Below are 17,100 nucleotides of genomic sequence, written 5' to 3'. Positions count from 1 at the left end.
GGCGGCGGGGGCGGGGGGCGGGGCGTGCGGACGGTGACAATGGCGCGCTCACGAGGGCTGCGGGCGGGCGGGACGCGGGCCCGCGAGGACTGCGGGTGGGCGGGACGCGGGCCCGTGAGGGCTCCCTCCGGGTGGGGTGGGCGGCACGCGTGAGGTGGGGCCTTGCCGGCTCACTCAGCGCGTCCGGCCGTGCCCCCGCGGCCTGCGTGGCCCAGGGCCGCCGCCTCCACGGCGTCGGACAGCCGGTCGAGCACCGCGGCCGCCTGTTCGTCGGTGATGGTGAGAGGGGGGAGAAGACGGACGACACTGGAGTGGCGGCCGCCGAGTTCGACGATCAGGCCGCGTCGCAGGCACTCCCGCTGGACCGCGGCGGCCAGTTCGGGCGCGGCGGGATGAGGGCCACGGGCCGCTCCGGGTGTGGTCCGCGTACCGTCGGCCGCGGCGCCCCGCTCCGACGGCCGGTCCGGCCCGCCCACCCGCGCCGGCCCGCTGCCTTCGAGCCCCTTCCCCAGGGCTCCCCTCTCGGCCTCCGGGTCCACCATCTCGACCCCGATCATCAGTCCCCGCCCCCGCACGTCCCCCACGCACGGGAACGTCTCGGCCAGGCGGCGGAGGTGGGCGAGCATGTGGGCGCCCAGGACGGCGGCGCGTTCGGCGAGGCCGTGGGTGCGGACGTAGGCGAGCGTGGCCGTGCCGGCGGCCATGGCGAGCTGGTTGCCGCGGAACGTCCCCGCGTGCGCCCCGGGTTCCCAGACGTCGAGGTCCTCGCGGTAGACGATGACGGCCAGGGGCAGACTGCCGCCGATGGCTTTGGAGAGGACCATCACGTCGGGGACGATCCCGCTGTGCTCCACCGCCCAGAAGGCGCCGGTGCGGCCGACGCCCGTCTGGACCTCGTCGGCGATCAGCGGGATGGACCGGTCGGCGGTGATCTGCCGCATTCGGCGCATCCAGGCGTCCGGCGCGGGGATCACACCACCCTCGCCCTGCACGGGTTCGAGGATCATCCCGGCCGGGAGCCGCACCCCCGACTTGGGGTCGTCGAGGACGGACTCGGCCCAGCGTGCGGCGAGTTCGGCGCCCCGCTCCCCACCGACGCCCAACGGACAGCGGTAGTCCTGCGGGTAGGGCAGCCGTGTCACCCGTACGTCGAAGGCGCCACCGGAGGCTTCGAGGGACCCCGCGGTCATTCCGTGGTAGGCGCCGGTGAAGGCCAGGACGCCCGTGCGGCCGGTGGCGGCCCGTACCAGCTTGAGCGCCGCCTCGACCGCGTCCGTGCCGGCCGGCCCGCAGAACTGCACGCGCGCACGGTCGGTGAGCCCCGGCGGCAGTGTGCGGAACAGCTCGGTGATGAAGGCGTCCTTCACCGGAGTGGCGAGATCGAGGACGTGCAGGGGCGCACCCGAGTCGAGGACCTTGCGGATCGCCGCCAGCACGACGGGGTGGTTGTGGCCGAGGGCCAGAGTGCCCGCGCCCGAGAGGCAGTCGAGATAGCGGCGGCCGTCGGCCCCCTCGATGGTGAGCCCACGCGCGCGTACCGGCACGATCGGCAGGGCACGCGCGTAGGTGCGTGCCGCGGACTCGCGCGCCGACTGCCGCCGCAGGATCCCCTCATGGGCCGGCCGCCCACCCGCCGGCACCCCGGCACCAGCGGCAGCCCCGCCGACAGCCCGGGTGACGGCGACAACCCCGGCGGCGGGGGCCGCGACGACCCCCTCGACGGTGGCGCCGCACGGCACCGCGACCGTCCCGCCCCCACACCCCTCGGGCACCCCCGCCCCGGTGCCCCCCGCACACGCATCCCCCGGCACGGACTCGTTCACGGCCACGGCTCTGTGTCCTCCCGCTGTCCAGAGGCGAGTTGATCCGTCGCGGAGGTCCGGGAGGCGGCGTCGGACCCGCCGGCCTCGAAGGACTCCGGGAAAACGGCGTCCCCCGCACCCTCGGTGGAATTCCGCGCGGACGGCCGGACCGGACGGCCCGCCCTCACGGCTACCAACCACGGACGGACCAGCGGGTTACGGGTTGGCTCAAGATCCATGCCGTGACGGAACCGTTGCCGTTCCGCCGAAAGTCCCCCACCGCGAACGCATATCGTGTGATCCCGTTCCACAGGGCCGTGAGACCCGCGTGAACCCGGCATGAGAACACGCCGAGTTCGCCCGGCGGGAACGGCCACCGCTCAAAGTTCGTTGAAAGCAGGGGGATTCAGACCATGCGACCTATACGGCCGTCGTTCACAGCTCGTCGAGAAGGGAACGCCCGCCGCAGAACCTCCCCCGTGCTGGGCGCCGTCGCCCTCGCCTCGGCGCTCGTCCTCACCGCGACCGCGTGCGAGTCGGGCGAGGACACCAATGCCGGCGGCCAGGCCTCCGCGTCCGCCACGACCGGCGGTGACGGAAAGATCACGATCCCGGACGACATCAAGGACAGGCTCAAGGAACACGGGATCGACCTCGACAAGTGGAAGAACGGCGCCTGGAAGAACTGGGACAAGGACGACTGGTTGCGCGAGGCGCAGGACTACATCAATCCGATCATCGCGGGCCTGTGGGACCCGGACCGGATGCGTGAGGCGGACGACCCGGACCGGGGCGTCGACGACAGCGACCTCTCCGGCGACCAGGGCGTGACCGACCCGACGCCGCAGGCGGTGGACGCGGCGGCGGTGGCGGCCACGTACCACTCCAACGCGCCCGAGGCGGGCAAGGTGTTCTTCGACTCCCCCGAGGGCACGATGGTCTGCTCGGCGACGGTCGTGCAGGACCCCGCCCACCCCGGCAAGTCCAACCTGGTGTGGACGGCGGGGCACTGTGTGCACGCGGGCAAGAAGGGCGGCTGGTACCGCAACATCGCGTTCGTGCCGTCGTACAACGACGCGGGGAAGTCGGTCAAGGAGCTGGAGACGGCCACCAAGGAGGAAGTGGCGCCGTACGGGGTCTGGTGGGGTGACTGGGCGCAGACCTCGGACCAGTGGATCGAGCAGGGCGGTCAGACGGGCGGTGACGGCGCCCCGTACGACTTCGCCGTGATCCATGTGACGCCGGAGGAGGGCGGTTCCGGCAAGTCCCTGGAGGAGACGGTCGGTTCGGCGCTCCCGGTGGACTTCGCGGCGCCCGCCGTGCCGCAGGTGAAGAGCATCACCGCGACGGGTTACCCGGCGGCGGCGCCGTTCGACGGGCAGAAGCTGTACGAGTGCCAGGACAAGCCGGGACGGCTGTCGCTCACCGCCTCCGACCCGACGATGTACCGCATCGGCTGCACCATGACCGGCGGTTCGTCCGGCGGCGGCTGGGTGGCGACCGGCTCGGACGGCAAGCCGGCGCTGGTGTCCAACACCTCGATCGGCCCGGTGGACGCGGGCTGGCTCGCGGGACCGCGCCTGGGCGAGGAGGCCAAGGGCGTCTACGACTCGGTGAGCGAGAAGTTCGCCGGTCGGTGATCCCTCGCGGTGGGGCGTCTACCGTGAACCTTCACCACCCCACCGCTGTTCATCCCGAACTCCACGGGCATAGTGAGGTGTTGCCTGCGGCGGTCCCCTACGGACAGCCGCGAGGACACCACCTTGAACTGACAAGCACATGACATTCACGCGTTCCAACGGGGGACATCGCAGCATGCGTTCCATACGTACGTCTGTCGCGCGCGGTCGCGGCCGACGGCAGAATCTCCTCGCCGTCACCGGGCTCGTCGCGGCCCTGGCACTGACCGCGACCGCCTGTGAGGGCTCGGCCGACGACAAGGCCGACGCCTCCGCCACGGCCTCCCAGGCCGCCGCCGACACCGGCGACGGCAAGGTGAAGGTCCCGTCGAACATCGCCGACAAGCTCAAGGAGCACGGCATCGACGTCGACGACTGGGCGAACGGCGGCTGGAAGGACTGGGACAAGGACAAGTGGCTCAGCGCCGCCAAGGACTTCGTCAACCCGGTCATCGAGGGCCTGTGGAAGCCGGAGCGGATGCGGTCCGCGAAGGAGGCCAACAAGACGGTCACCACCAAGGACACCGCCGCCGACCAGGGCGTGAGCGACCCTGAGCCGGCGCCCGTGGAGGCGGAGGCCGAGAAGACGCCGTACCACAAGAACGCGGCCCCGGTCGGCAAGGTCTTCTTCGACACCCCCGAGGGCACGGCGGTCTGCTCGGGCACCGTCATCTCGGACGTGAACCACCCGGGCAAGTCCAACCTGGTCTGGACGGCCGGTCACTGTGTGCACGCCGGCGGTGCGGGCGGCTGGTACCGCAACATCGTCTTCGTCCCGGCCTACAACGACCTCGGCAAGACCGAGGCGCAGCTGGGCTCCGCGACCGCCTCGGAGATCGCGCCCTACGGCAACTGGTGGGCCGACTGGGCGTCGACCTCCAACCAGTGGATCACGGGCGGCTCGGACAGCGGCGGCGCGGGTGCCCCGTACGACTACGCGGTGCTGCACGTGACGCCGGAGCAGGGCTCCAAGTCGCTGGAGGAGACCCTCGGCGGGGCGCTGGACGTCGACTTCTCGGCACCGGCCACGACCGCGGTCGACGCGATGGGCGCCTGGGGCTACCCGGCGGCGCCGCCGTACAACGGGCTGAAGATGTTCAAGTGCATCGACCGGCCCGGGCGGCTGTCGCTGAGCCCGTCCCTGCCGACGATGTACCGGATCGGCTGCACCATGACCGGCGGTTCGTCCGGCGGCGGCTGGTTCCGGATGGTGGACGGCAAGACCAAGCTGGTCTCCAACACCTCGATCGGCCCGACCGACAACACCTGGCTGGCGGGCCCGCAGCTCGGCCCGGAGGCCAAGGCGATCTACGACAACATGAGCAAGACCTACGGCGGTCAGTGAGCCGTGAGCGACCGAAGGCCCGCCCCCTGCACCGAGCAGGGGGCGGGCCTTCGCGCTGTGGACGTCAGGCGAGCGACGCCGGGGCGTACGGCGCGAGATCCGCCGCCAGCTCCTCGTGCACCCGCGCCTTCAGCAGGGTGCCCTCCGCCGTGTGCTCCGCGGAGATCACCTCGCCCTCGGTGTGGGCACGGGCGACCAGCTTGCCGTGCGTGTACGGCACGAGCGCCTCGATCTCGACCGAGGGACGCGGCAGCTCGTCGTCGATGAGCGCGAGCAGCTCGTCGATGCCCTGGCCGTTGCGGGCCGAGACGGCGATGGAACGCTTCTCGATCCGCAGCAGCCGCTGAAGCGTCAGCGGGTCGGCCGCGTCCGCCTTGTTGATCACGACGATCTCGGGCACCTCGGTGGCGCCGACGTCCCGGATCACCTCGCGTACGGCGGCCAGCTGCTCCTCCGGGTTCGGGTGCGAGCCGTCCACCACGTGCAGGATCAGGTCGGACTCGCCGACCTCCTCCATGGTGGAGCGGAACGCCTCGACCAGGTGGTGCGGCAGGTGCCGGACGAAGCCGACGGTGTCCGCGAGGGTGTACAGCCGACCGCTCGGCGTCTCGGCCCGGCGCACGGTCGGGTCGAGGGTCGCGAACAGGGCGTTCTCGACCAGCACGCCCGCGCCGGTGAGGCGGTTGAGCAGCGAGGACTTGCCGGCGTTGGTGTAGCCGGCGATGGCCACGGAGGGCACCTTGTGGCGCTTGCGCTCCTGGCGCTTGATCTCGCGGCCGGTCTTCATCTCCGCGATCTCCCGGCGCATCTTCGCCATCTTCTCGCGGATCCGACGCCGGTCCGTCTCGATCTTGGTCTCACCGGGGCCACGGGTGGCGAGGCCGCCGCCCTTGCCGCCGCCCATCTGCCGGGACAGCGACTGACCCCAGCCGCGCAGCCTCGGCAGCATGTACTGCATCTGCGCGAGCGCGACCTGCGCCTTGCCCTCTCGGGACTTCGCGTGCTGGGCGAAGATGTCCAGAATCAGGGCCGTACGGTCGATGACCTTGACCTTGACGACGTCCTCGAGGTGGATCAGCTGGCCCGGGCTCAGCTCACCGTCGCAGATGACGGTGTCCGCGCCCGTCTCGAGGACGATGTCGCGCAGCTCGTCGGCCTTGCCGGAGCCGATGTAGGTGGCCGCGTCGGGCTTGTCACGGCGCTGGATCACGCCGTCGAGCACGAGCGCGCCCGCGGTCTCCGCGAGGGCGGCGAGCTCCGCGAGGGAGTTCTCCGCGTCCTGCACGGTCCCCGAGGTCCAGACGCCGACGAGCACGACCCGCTCCAGGCGGAGCTGACGGTACTCGACCTCGGTGACGTCCTCGAGCTCGGTGGAGAGGCCCGCGACGCGGCGCAGGGCCGCGCGCTCGGAGCGGTCGAACTGCTCGCCGTCCCGCTCTCCGTCGATCTCGTGGCTCCAGGCGACGTCCTCTTCCATCAGGGCATCGGCCCGAAGACCCTCGGGGTAGGTGTGCGCGAAGCGCTTGGTGTCCTGGGAAGGGGAAGAAGAGGAGGTCATTGGGTCCTTACGTCGTTGGGGATGCCGATTCGGCGGTCATTGTGCTCAACGCACGAGTACCCCGGGAGATTCCCGTGTCCCGTGGCCCGCCGACCTCACGATGGTCGCACGGTACGGCCCGTCTCGTCACCGCCTTATTTGGGGGCCTCCGCGGCCGGCGCGGCGGGCTTCCAGTCGGGGTGGCCAGGCATCGGCGGGGTCTTCTCGCCGTGCAGCCATGCCTTGAAGAAGCCGGCGAGGTCGCGTCCGGAGATCCGGGTGGCCAGGCGCTGGAAGTCGGCGGTGGTCGCCGTGGCGTCCCGGTGGTCGCGCACCCAGGCCCGTTCCAGCTGGTCGAACGCCCGGGTGCCGATCTCCTGGCGCAGGGCGTACAGCACGAGGGCCGCGCCGTCGTAGACGTTCTCCCGGAAGATGCCGATCTTCTGGCCGGGCACGGGCGGCTTGGGGGTGCCGGGCGGTCCGCCGGCGGCGCGCCAGCGGTCGGAGGCGGCGTACGCCGCCTTCATGCGCGCGTCGAGCGTGCGCCCGCCTCTCCCCTGCGCGTAGAGGGCCTCGTACCAGGTGGCGTGCCCCTCGTTGAGCCAGACGTCGGACCAGGTGCGCGGGGTGACGCTGTTGCCGAACCACTGGTGGGCCAGCTCATGCATCATGATCGACTCGATGTACCACTTGGGGTAGGCGGGCTCGGTGAACAGGTCCCGCTCGAAGAACGACAGGGTCTGCGTCTCGAGTTCGAAGCCGGTGCTCACGTCGGCCATGAGCAGGCCGTACGTCTCGAAGGGGTAGGGGCCGACCCGGCTCTCCATCCAGGTGATCTGCTCGGGGGTCTTCTTCAGCCAGGGTTCGAGCAGCGCGCGGTCCTTGGTGGGCACGACGTCCCGCAGCGGCAGCCCATGGGGTCCCACGCGGCGCACGACGGTGGAACGGCCGATGGAGACCTGGGCGAGTTCGGTGGCCATGGGGTGCTGGGTGCGGTAGGTCCACGTGGTCGTGCGGCCGGCCCTCTCGACGCCGGCCGGCAGCCCGTTGGCGACGGCCGTGTAGCCCTCGGGGGCGGTGACGCGGACGGTGAACATCGCCTTGTCGGAGGGGTGGTCGTTGCACGGGAACACCAGGTGGGCGGCGTCGGCCTGGTTGGCCATCGCGAGCCCGTCGGCGGTGCGCACCCAGCCGCCCTCCCGGCCCTCGGCGCTCACCGGGTCGCTGGTGTGGCGGACGGTGACGCGCGTCCATTCGCCCGCGGGCAGCGGATCCTCCGGCGTGACCACCAGATCCTCGCCGGCACTGGCGAAGCGCGCGGGCTCCCCGTCGACCTCCACGGACTCGACCTCGCCGTGCGCGAAGTCGAGGTTGATCCGGTCGAGCGGGGCCGTCGTCCGGCCGTCGATAGTGGTGACCGCCTGGAGGGGTTTGCTGTTGCTGCCCGAGTAGGTGAAGGACAGGTCGTACGACGCCACGTCGTACCCCGGGTTGCCGAGGTAGGGGAAGAGGCGGTCGCCGACACCGAGCGGGGCCGGCGGCGCGCCGGCGGCGACGAGGCAGACGGAGACGGCCGAGGCGAGAAGGGCGGAGGTGAGGCGGCGGGCGGGGCGGTTGCGGGGGCGGCGCGTGTCTCTGCGGGACACCGGGGGTTTGGTGCGGGAGAGGGACGGGCCGGTGACGCCGGCGCGGTCGGGGCCGGCCTGGTCGCGGGGGGTGAGCAGCATGCACCACCGCTACCAGCGGGCGGGCACCCCGTGGTGACGACGCGCGCCCGGCCCACCCGAACGGGTTGCCCACGCACGCGTGCGGGCTGACGGCACCGGGCCGGACCCGTGCCGCACGAGGGGGCTCACGAGGCCGACGCGTGGTCCTGTGCGCGGCCCACGTCGTACACGCCGGGCACGTTCCGCATGGCGCGCATCAGGACGGGCAGGTGGGCGGCGTCGGGGAGCAGAACGGTGTACGTGTGGCGTACGCGCTGCTGGCTGGGGGGTTCCACGGTCGCGGAGACGATCTCGGCGCCCTCCATGGCCATCGCCTCGGTGAGGTCGGCCAGCAGATGGGGCCGGCCGAACGATTCGGCGACCAGGGTGACGCGGCATTCGGTGGTGTCGCCCCAGCGCACGTCGATCGGCGCGCGCCCCGCGTCCGTCATGCGCGCCACGGCCGCGCACTGCACGCGGTGCACGGTCACCACGCCTCCGCGTACGGCGAAGCCGGTGACCTCGTCGGACGGTACGGGTGTGCAGCATCCGGCGAGCCGGACGGTCGCGCCGGGACGGTCGACGACGGTGATCGCGGCGCTGGGGCGGCGGGCGGCGGTGGGGGGCGCCGGGCGGGCGGCGCCCTCGGGTACCGGGGGTTCGGCCGCGACCGGCGGGGCCGCGGCCTCCTCCTCGTGCGTCCCCGGACGGGTCGCGAGCCACCGCTGGATGGCGATGCGGGCGGCGGGGGTGCGGGCGTGCTCCAGCCACTCCATGGAGGGCTCGGAGGCGGGGTCCTGGCCCATCAGGAGCTGGACGGTGTCGCCGTCCCGCAGGACGGTGCTCAGGGTCGCCAGCCGGCCGTTGACGCGGGCGCCGATACAGGCGTGCGCGTCCTCGCCGTACTGCGCGTACGCGGCGTCCACACAGCTGGCTCCCTCGGGCAGGCCGAGGGTGCCGCCGTCGGGGCGGAAGACGGTGATCTCGCGGTCCTGGGCCAGGTCCTCGCGCAGGGTGGACCAGAAGGTGTCGGGGTCGGGGGCCGCCTCCTGCCAGTCGAGGAGGCGGGAGAGCCAGCCGGGCCGGGTCGGGTCGACGCGCTCCTCGTCGGCCGTGCCACCCGCCGCGCTGTGCTCGTCCGAGGGGGAGGCGTAGGGATTGCCGAGCGCGACGACGCCGGCCTCGGCGACCTTGTGCATCTGGTGGGTGCGGATCAGGACTTCCGCGACCTGGCCGTCCTCCCGGGCGACCGCGGTGTGCAGCGACTGGTACAGGTTGAACTTGGGGACGGCGATGAAGTCCTTGAACTCCGAGACGACCGGCGTCATGCAGGTGTGCAGTTCACCGAGGACCGCGTAGCAGTCGGCGTCCTCGTTGACGAGGACGAGCAGTCGGCCGAAGTCGCAGCCGCGCAGCCGGCCGCGCTTGCGGGAGACCCGGTGGACGGAGACGAAGTGCCGTGGCCGGATGAGGACTTCGGCCTGGATGTCGGCGTCGCGCAGGACGGCACGCATGGCCTCGGCGAACTCGGCGAGCGGGTCGTCGTCGCGGGAGGCGTTCTCGACGATCAACTCACGGGTGTGCTCGTACTCCTCGGGGTGGAGGATCGCGAAGACGAGGTCCTCCAGTTCGGTCTTGAGGGCCTGGACTCCGAGGCGTTCGGCGAGCGGGATGAGGACGTCACGGGTCACCTTGGCGATGCGCGCCTGTTTCTCGGGGCGCATCACGCCGAGCGTGCGCATGTTGTGCAGCCGGTCGGCGAGTTTGATCGACATCACGCGGACGTCGTTGCCGGTGGCGACGAGCATCTTGCGGAAGGTCTCCGGCTCGGCGGCGGCGCCGTAGTCGACCTTCTCCAGCTTCGTGACGCCGTCGACGAGGTAGCGCACCTCCTCGCCGAACTGCTCGCCCACCTGATCGAGCGTCACGTCGGTGTCCTCGACGGTGTCGTGGAGCAGAGAGGCCGTCAACGTCGTGGTCTCGGCACCGAGTTCGGCGAGGATCAGCGTCACGGCGAGCGGGTGCGTGATGTACGGCTCGCCGCTCTTGCGCATCTGGCCCCGGTGGGAGGACTCCGCGAGCACATAGGCGCGGCGCAGCGGTTCGAGGTCGGCGTCGGGGTGGTGGGCCCGGTGCGCGTCGACCACATGGCCGATCGCGTCGGGCAGTCGACCGCGGGAGGCGGGGCCGAGCAGTGCGGCCCGGCCCAGACGGCGCAGGTCGATGCGGGGGCGGCTGCGCCTGCGGGACGCGGCGGGCACCACCGGGCCTGCGGTCGCGGGGTTCGTGGCCTCCGCACTCATGGGCACCTCCGGCTGCGTGGACCGGCGGACGGGGCGCCCCGGGGCGGGACACGGCCCAGGGGGCCGACAACCGTCCCGTCCGGGCCGGTGCTTGATGCTACCGAGCCCACCACGCCCGACTGACCGCCTCTCGCCGAGCGTGAAACGGATCACCCATTCGAGCGACCGTTTCGAGGTTTACGGTTTTGCGCCGCCTGAACCGCGGTGGGTCGCCCTTTCGAACTCGCGACCCCCGCCCAGGGCGGCGTTCCTGGGCATCACACGCCGATTGGGCCTGCGATGCCCAGCCGACGCCGGGTCAGCGAACGATGGTTTCCAGCCACTCCGGATCGATCTCGCCCTCGGCGACGATCACCGCGGGCCCGGTCATCTCGATCTCGCCGTCCGGCCGCTCGGTGATGACCAGACGGCCGCCGGGGACGTCCACGGTGTACGTCGCCGGCGTCCCGGTGACCGTCGGGTCGACACCGTCCCGACGGGCGGCCGCCACGGCGACGGCGCACGCGCCCGTGCCGCAGGACCGGGTCTCGCCGGAACCGCGCTCGTGCACACGCAGGGCGACGTGCCGGGGGCCGCGGTCGACGACGAACTCGACGTTGACGCCGTCCGGGTAGGCGGAGGCGGGGGTGAAGGGCGGCGGGGAGTGCAGGTTCCCCGCGTGCGCGAGGTCGTCGACGAAGGCGACGGCGTGCGGATTGCCCATGTTCACGTTCCGCGCGGGCCAACTGCGCTCGCCGACGCTCACCGTGACGTCCCCCTCGGGCAGGCGGGCCCGGCCCATGCCGACGGTCACGTCACCGTCCTTGGCGAGGTGAACGCTCTTCACGCCCCCTCGCGTGGCGACCGCGAGGTCGCCCTCGGTGACGAGTCCGGCGTGCTGGAGGTAGCGTGCGAAGACCCGGACGCCGTTGCCGCACATCTCGGCGACGGAGCCGTCGCCGTTGCGGTAGTCCATGAACCACTCGGCCTCGGCCGCCATGGTCTTGGCCTCGGGGTGCGCGGCGGACCGCACGACGTGCAGCAGCCCGTCTCCGCCGATGCCCGCGCGACGGTCGCACAGGGCGGCGACGGCCGCCGGGGAGAGGTCGATGCTGTTCTCGGGGTCCGGGACGATCAAGAAGTCGTTCTCGGTGCCGTGCCCCTTGAGGAAGGCGATCCGCGTGCTCATTCCTCGATCGTACGGGGTGGCTACGACACGGGCGGCGGCCCCTCAGGCACGGCCGGTGCCGCCGTCGGCGCCCGGGTGGCGCCCCCGCGCCAGGGCGCCCAGGACCGCGGCCGCCGCTTCGCGCGCTACCCGTGCGGCGACGCACCCCGCACGCACGCGCGCGGGACGGACGTCAGCGCAGTCGGGCGACCCGCCACACCGCGAGGACCACCACCGCGGCGACCACGACCACGTACGCGAGGACGACTCGCCAGTCGGGACGGCGGCCGGAGCCGCGGGCCGGCAGGCCGGGCCACGTGTAACCCACGCGGCGGGCGGCCATCATGCCCCAGCCGGCCGCGCAGGAGCAGATCAGCAGCCCCAGCATGGCGATCATGGCCCCGCTGTCGCCGAAGTCGAAGGCGAGGGGGAAGGCGAACATCAGGGAGCCGATCGCGGCCAGCCCGACGATGGGGGCGAGCTGCCAGATCCGCAGCCGGCGCTGCGGGCGCAGCTCCACCTCGACCTCGGGCCCGTCGGCGTACATCTCCTCGGGCTCGGGGCCGTCGGCGGTCACGCCGTCCTGGGTGTCGTCCACCAGACCGTCCGGGCTCAGACGGCTCTCCTCCGGCTGCGGCTCGCCACGCTCGGTGACGGCCTGCTCAGTGCCTTGTGCGGTGTCGCGAGGGCCGGCCTCCATCGCCACGCGCCCTCCCAACTCGGACTCCACTTGGTCGATCGAAGCTCGATGATGGCACGCTGCCGAAGGCCCGGATGACGGCCTGAGCGTCCCGATGCCATGACGTGATCAGGCTGTAACCGGTCGTTCGACCAACGCCAGTGCGAGCCGCGGAAGTTTCGTGAGGTCCGCCGCGGCCCCACTCAACCAGTGCACCCGGGGGTCGCGCCTGAACCATGAATCCTGACGGCGCGCGAAGCGCTTGGTGGCACGGACCGTCTCCGCGCGCGCCTCGTCCTCGGTGCACTCGCCGGACAATGCGGCGAGGACCTGCTGGTAGCCGAGCGCGCGCGAGGCCGTACGCCCCGTGCGCAGGCCCTGCGCCTCCAGCGCGCGCACCTCGTCCACGAGCCCCGCGTCCCACATCCGGTCGACGCGCCGGGCGATCCGCTCGTCGAGCTCGGGGCGCGCCACGTCGACGCCGATCTGGACGGTGTCGTAGACCGAGTCGTGGCTCGGGAGGTTGGCGGTGAAGGGCTTGCCGGTGATCTCGATCACTTCGAGGGCGCGGACGATACGGCGGCCGTTGCTGGGCAGGATCGCCTGCGCGGCCTCGGGGTCGGCGGCGGCCAGCCGGGCGTGCAGCGCGCCGGAACCGCGCAGGGTCAGCTCCTCCTCCAGCCGGGCCCTGACCTCGGGGTCGGTGCCCGGGAACTCCAGGTTGTCGACGGCGCCGCGGACGTACAGCCCGGAGCCGCCGACGAGAATCGGCCACCGCCCCTCGGCGAGCAGCGCGTCGATCCGGGCGCGGGCCAGCCTCTGGTACTCGGCGACGGAGGCGGTGACCGTGACGTCCCAGATGTCCAGGAGGTGGTGCGGGACTCCGCCGCGCTCCTCGGGCGTCAGCTTGGCGGTGCCGATGTCCATCCCTCGGTAGAGCTGCATGGAGTCGGCGTTGACGACCTCGCCGCCCAGCTGCCGGGCCAGGAAGACGCCCAGATCGGACTTTCCGGCCGCGGTCGGTCCGACGACGGCGATGACGCGAGGGGAGGGGGGTGCGCTGCTCACCGCACCAGTCTCGCAAACCTCGCTTCCCGCCCTCGAACGAGTTACGTGACGGGGCCGGTCCGGCGTCGTTGCCCGTTGCGAGATCCCCGTCGCCCGCGCACAGGGGCGGCGCATCCCGGTGGCGCAAAAGGACGCACCGGACAACGCGGGATTCCGCCCGCACGAGTACCGTATGGAGTGAATATGGGCGTTTTGGCGCGGCTTTTCCGGAGGTCGAAGGCCACGGAGGAGGCGACGGCGGAGGAGACGACGGAGGAGACGACGGAAGAGACGTCGAAGGAGACGGTCACGGAAGGGACGACCGCGCAGGAGGCGGGGACCGCCACCGAGGCACCGGCCGACAGGTCGGCGGACGGCGCCGAGGCGGAGGGGGCCGCCGGGGAGAGGCCGGCGCGGGAGTCGGCCGAGGGCCGTGACGCCGTGAGGACGGCGGATGCGGAGCCCGAGGCGGCCGTCGCCGGCGACGGCGTCGAGATTCCCCGTCAGCAGTCCGCCGAGGAGGCCGCCGACAGCGAGGCCGGCGAGAACGCCCGCACCTAGCGGACCTGTCAGGGAAGGTGACCCATGGGTCTTCTGAACAATCTGAAAGCCAGACTCGGCCCGGCCAAGGACAGGGTCTCCCACCTCGCGGAACGGCACGAGGACAAGATCCAGCACGGCATCGACAAGGCCGCGAAGGTCGTCGACGAGCGGACCAAGGGCAAGTACAGCGACAGGATTCACACGGGCACCGACAAGGCCAAGGGCGCCATGGACCGGCTCGCGCACAAGGACGGTCCGGGGGCGGGCGGCGACACGTTCACGCCGCCGAGCACGCCTCCGCCGGGCTCTTGACCCCAATCCCACGGCAACGGATCGATCGGCGGACGGCCGCGCGGCGGGAACGCTCGCGGCCGTCCGCCGTTCCGCCGCCGCGCCGGGTGCGCCGTTCCACTGCGGCACACCCGGCGCCCCCGTCACCTCCGCTATGACCAGGCCGCGACCATGTAGCCCACCCCATAGGGCGCGTCGTCGTACAGCAGCGTGCCCGTGAGCCCCGCGTCCTCGGCCGCGCCCGCCAGTACCTGCCAGGGCGCGCGGCCCGCGACCATCAGCTCGCGCGCCGACTCGACGTCGAGTGCCGTGAGGGCCGCGACGTCCGCCGTGCCGAGCGCCCGCGCGATCTCGGCGTCGAAGGGCGCCGCGCGCTCGTCGAGGTAGCCCGGCCCCTTCAGGGTGCGGCGCGCGGTGCCGTCGCCCATGACCAGCAGCGCGACCCGCCCGGCCCGCCGCCCGATGTCCCTTCCGATGCCGACGCACCGCTCGGGAGCGAGGGGCTCCGCGACGCCGAGTCCCTCGACAGGGGCGTGCGACCAGCCGGCCCGCTCCAGCAGCCAGGCGGCGACCGCGAGGGAGGGCGGGAGTTCGCGCTCCTCGGACGCCGTGTCCCCGCCGCCCCGGCCGAGCCGTACGGCGAGGTCCACGCCGAAGCCGCGGAACGAGCCCCGCGCGCCCTCCGGATACGCCCCGCACGCCGGCTCCTCGGCGGGCCCGACGACCACGAGCCGGTCCGGCCGGGCGGCGGCGAGCACGGCCAGCGCCTCGGAGCAGGCGGCACGCGCCACGTCCAGCTCGGGCGCGGCACCCGCGGCGACCTCGGGCACGAGCAGGGGCGGACACGGGCAGACGGCGGCGGCGACAAGCATGATCGGGAGCGTATCCCCGCCCGCCGTCAATCGGTCCTCGACCGTGGCGTTCCGCGTCAGTCGCAGCCGCAGCCGCTGCCCGAGGCCACCGGGAGCGGCGCGGGCACACCGATCTTGGGCAGGCCGAGCAGGACGCCGGCCGGCTTGGCCGCCTTCTCGGCGGTGCGCTTCTCCCAGGCGTCGCCCGCGCGCGTGCGGCGCACGTCGAGGACGGGGCCCTCGGCGAGGAGGTGGTGCGGGGCGGCGTACGTCACCTCGACGGTCACCACGTCACCGGGGCGGACCTGCTGCTCCGGCTTGGTGAAGTGGACCAGGCGGTTGTCGGGGGCGCGGCCGGAGAGGCGGTGCGTGGCGCCGTCCTTGCGGCCCTCGCCCTCGGCGACCATCAGCTCCAGCGTGCGGCCGACCTGCTTCTTGTTCTCCTCCCAGGAGATCTCCTCCTGGAGGGCGACGAGACGCTCGTAGCGCGCCTGGACGACCTCCTTGGGGATCTGGTCGTCCATGGTGGCCGCGGGTGTGCCGGGGCGCTTGGAGTACTGGAAGGTGAAGGCCTGGGCGAAGCGGGCCTCGCGCACGACGTGCAGGGTCTGCTCGAAGTCCTCCTCGGTCTCGCCAGGGAAGCCCACGATGATGTCGGTGGTGATCGCGGCGTGCGGGATGGCGGCCCGCACCTTCTCGATGATCCCGAGGTAGCGCTCCTGCCGGTAGGAGCGGCGCATCGCCTTCAGGACCGGGTCCGAGCCGGACTGGAGCGGCATGTGCAGCTGCGGCATCACGTTCGGGGTCTCGGCCATGGCGGCGATGACGTCGTCGGTGAAGTCACGGGGGTGCGGCGAGGTGAAGCGGACGCGCTCCAGGCCCTCGATCGTGCCGCAGGCGCGCAGCAGCTTGCTGAAGGCCTCGCGGTCACCGATGTCGGAGCCGTACGCGTTGACGTTCTGGCCGAGCAGGGTGATCTCGGAGACGCCCTCGGCGACCAGGGCGTCGATCTCGGCGAGGATGTCGCCGGTGCGGCGGTCCTTCTCCTTGCCGCGCAGGGCCGGGACGATGCAGAACGTGCAGGTGTTGTTGCAGCCGACGGAGATGGACACCCAGGCGGCGTACGCGCTCTCGCGGCGGGTCGGCAGGGTGGAGGGGAAGGCCTCCAGCGACTCGGCGATCTCGACCTGCGCCTCTTCCTGCACGCGCGCGCGTTCCAGCAGCACCGGCAGCTTGCCGATGTTGTGCGTGCCGAAGACGACGTCCACCCAGGGCGCCTTCTTCACGATGGTGTCGCGGTCCTTCTGCGCCAGGCAGCCGCCGACCGCGATCTGCATGCCGGGCCGCGCGGCCTTCTTCGGCGCGAGACGGCCGAGGTTTCCGTACAGCCGGTTGTCGGCGTTCTCGCGCACGGCGCAGGTGTTGAAGACGACGACGTCCGCGTCGCCGTCCGTCCCCTCGGGCGCGCGCACGTACCCGGCCTCCTCGAGCAGCCCGGACAACCGCTCGGAGTCGTGGACGTTCATCTGGCATCCGTAGGTGCGGATCTCGTAGCTCTTGGGTGCGTGAACGTCCACTGCGGGGCTCCGGTCGCTGCTGCTGGTCATGCCTCAAGGGTAGGTGGTCCGGAGCGCTGCTCCTCCGGGGCCGTGCGGCGACCCGTTCGGCCCAGCAGGTCGCGCCGGACGGCCGGGTGCGTTCCTACGGTCGGAGTAGCGGCCGCTCGTACGGGCGACCGGCTCGGGGCACCCCGCACCGGCTCGAAAGGAGCAGGCCATGCGCCCAGGGACGACGTTCGCCGCCGCTGTGACGGTCGTGCTGGCGACCGGAGCGCCGGCGTACGCCCAGCCCGACCTGGACTGTCGTGACTTCGCCTTCCAGGAGGACGCGCAGGCGGAGTTCGACCGGGACCGCAGCGACCCGCACCGGCTGGACGAGGACGCCGGGCCGGACGACGGCATCGCCTGCGAGGCCCTGCCCCGCAGAGGCGTCATCGGTACGGCGACGGCCAGGTCCCGTCCCACGCGCGGGGTGCGGGGCGGTGTCGGGGGCGGCACGGGACCCTCCGACTTCGAACGGCCCCTGGGGGTGGCTCTGGCCCTGGGTGCCCTCGCCCTGGGTGCCGGCCATGTGGTCCGGCGCCGCCGCAGGCCGCGGCGCCGGACCTGAC

The 17,100-nt window shown here is 72.5% G+C and carries 14 protein-coding genes; 5 read left to right on the top strand and 9 right to left on the bottom strand.

From position 1 onward, the window contains the following. Positions 1–170: 170 nt before the first annotated feature. The gene (locus tag ALMP_RS05395; protein WP_264925046.1) at positions 171–1,640 is read right to left on the bottom strand and encodes a diaminobutyrate--2-oxoglutarate transaminase family protein; all 1,470 of its coding nucleotides are present in this window, start codon (positions 1,638–1,640) and stop codon (positions 171–173) included. A gap of 575 nt (positions 1,641–2,215) precedes the next feature. Here ALMP_RS05395 and ALMP_RS05390 point away from each other — a divergent pair. Together ALMP_RS05390 and ALMP_RS05385 are read left to right on the top strand one after the other, a co-directional pair. Then, on the top strand, positions 2,216–3,442 hold the full coding sequence (locus ALMP_RS05390) for a serine protease (protein WP_264925044.1): 1,227 nt from the start codon (positions 2,216–2,218) through the stop codon (positions 3,440–3,442). 175 nt (positions 3,443–3,617) lie between these two features. Continuing rightward, positions 3,618–4,826, top strand: coding sequence for a serine protease (locus tag ALMP_RS05385; protein WP_264925043.1), 1,209 nt, complete (start codon positions 3,618–3,620; stop codon positions 4,824–4,826). Between the two features lie 64 nt (positions 4,827–4,890). On the opposite strand, the gene hflX is transcribed toward ALMP_RS05385, so the two are convergent. The 6 genes from hflX to miaA all read right to left on the bottom strand — a co-directional run bounded on the left by hflX (position 4,891) and on the right by miaA (position 13,266). Beyond that, positions 4,891–6,384, bottom strand: a complete 1,494-nt coding sequence (gene hflX / locus ALMP_RS05380) for a GTPase HflX (protein WP_264925042.1) — start codon at positions 6,382–6,384, stop codon at positions 4,891–4,893. A 134-nt stretch (positions 6,385–6,518) separates the two neighbouring features. Then, positions 6,519–8,090 (bottom strand): M1 family metallopeptidase, encoded by a 1,572-nt coding sequence (locus ALMP_RS05375; RefSeq protein WP_264925041.1) that lies wholly within the window; start codon positions 8,088–8,090, stop codon positions 6,519–6,521. Between the two features lie 125 nt (positions 8,091–8,215). Further along, positions 8,216–10,372 carry a bifunctional (p)ppGpp synthetase/guanosine-3',5'-bis(diphosphate) 3'-pyrophosphohydrolase gene (locus tag ALMP_RS05370; protein ID WP_264925040.1) on the bottom strand — a complete coding sequence of 719 codons (2,157 nt, stop codon included), beginning with the start codon at positions 10,370–10,372 and terminating at the stop codon, positions 8,216–8,218. Positions 10,373–10,670: 298 nt separating this feature from the next. Next, complete coding sequence (dapF, locus tag ALMP_RS05365) at positions 10,671–11,540, bottom strand: diaminopimelate epimerase (protein ID WP_264925039.1); 870 nt, start codon at positions 11,538–11,540, stop codon at positions 10,671–10,673. Between the two features lie 172 nt (positions 11,541–11,712). Continuing rightward, positions 11,713–12,219 carry a hypothetical protein gene (locus ALMP_RS05360; RefSeq protein WP_264925045.1) on the bottom strand — a complete coding sequence of 169 codons (507 nt, stop codon included), beginning with the start codon at positions 12,217–12,219 and terminating at the stop codon, positions 11,713–11,715. Between the two features lie 108 nt (positions 12,220–12,327). After that, complete coding sequence (gene miaA, locus ALMP_RS05355; protein ID WP_264925038.1) at positions 12,328–13,266, bottom strand: tRNA (adenosine(37)-N6)-dimethylallyltransferase MiaA; 939 nt, start codon at positions 13,264–13,266, stop codon at positions 12,328–12,330. A gap of 183 nt (positions 13,267–13,449) precedes the next feature. On the opposite strand from miaA, the gene ALMP_RS05350 reads away from it, so the two are divergent. Together ALMP_RS05350 and ALMP_RS05345 are read left to right on the top strand one after the other, a co-directional pair. Then, positions 13,450–13,806 (top strand): hypothetical protein, encoded by a 357-nt coding sequence (locus ALMP_RS05350; protein ID WP_264925037.1) that lies wholly within the window; start codon positions 13,450–13,452, stop codon positions 13,804–13,806. A 24-nt stretch (positions 13,807–13,830) separates the two neighbouring features. After that, positions 13,831–14,100, top strand: coding sequence for an antitoxin (locus ALMP_RS05345; RefSeq protein WP_264925036.1), 270 nt, complete (start codon positions 13,831–13,833; stop codon positions 14,098–14,100). Positions 14,101–14,231: 131 nt separating this feature from the next. On the opposite strand, the gene ALMP_RS05340 is transcribed toward ALMP_RS05345, so the two are convergent. Continuing rightward, positions 14,232–14,951: a class III extradiol dioxygenase subunit B-like domain-containing protein gene (locus ALMP_RS05340; protein WP_264925035.1), complete on the bottom strand. Its 720-nt coding sequence runs from the start codon at positions 14,949–14,951 to the stop codon at positions 14,232–14,234. A gap of 56 nt (positions 14,952–15,007) precedes the next feature. After that, positions 15,008–16,537 carry a tRNA (N6-isopentenyl adenosine(37)-C2)-methylthiotransferase MiaB gene (gene miaB, locus ALMP_RS05335; RefSeq protein ID WP_264925034.1) on the bottom strand — a complete coding sequence of 510 codons (1,530 nt, stop codon included), beginning with the start codon at positions 16,535–16,537 and terminating at the stop codon, positions 15,008–15,010. A gap of 169 nt (positions 16,538–16,706) precedes the next feature. Here miaB and ALMP_RS05330 point away from each other — a divergent pair, with 169 nt between their 5' ends. Then, entirely contained in the window at positions 16,707–17,099 is a 393-nt protein-coding gene (locus ALMP_RS05330; protein ID WP_264925033.1) for a hypothetical protein, read from the top strand. Position 17,100 lies beyond the last annotated feature (1 nt).

This window comes from Streptomyces sp. A012304, assembly GCF_026008495.1.
In the GTDB taxonomy this organism is placed as follows: Bacteria; Actinomycetota; Actinomycetes; order Streptomycetales; family Streptomycetaceae; genus Streptomyces.
This window is presented reverse-complemented; position numbering and strand designations above follow the sequence as displayed.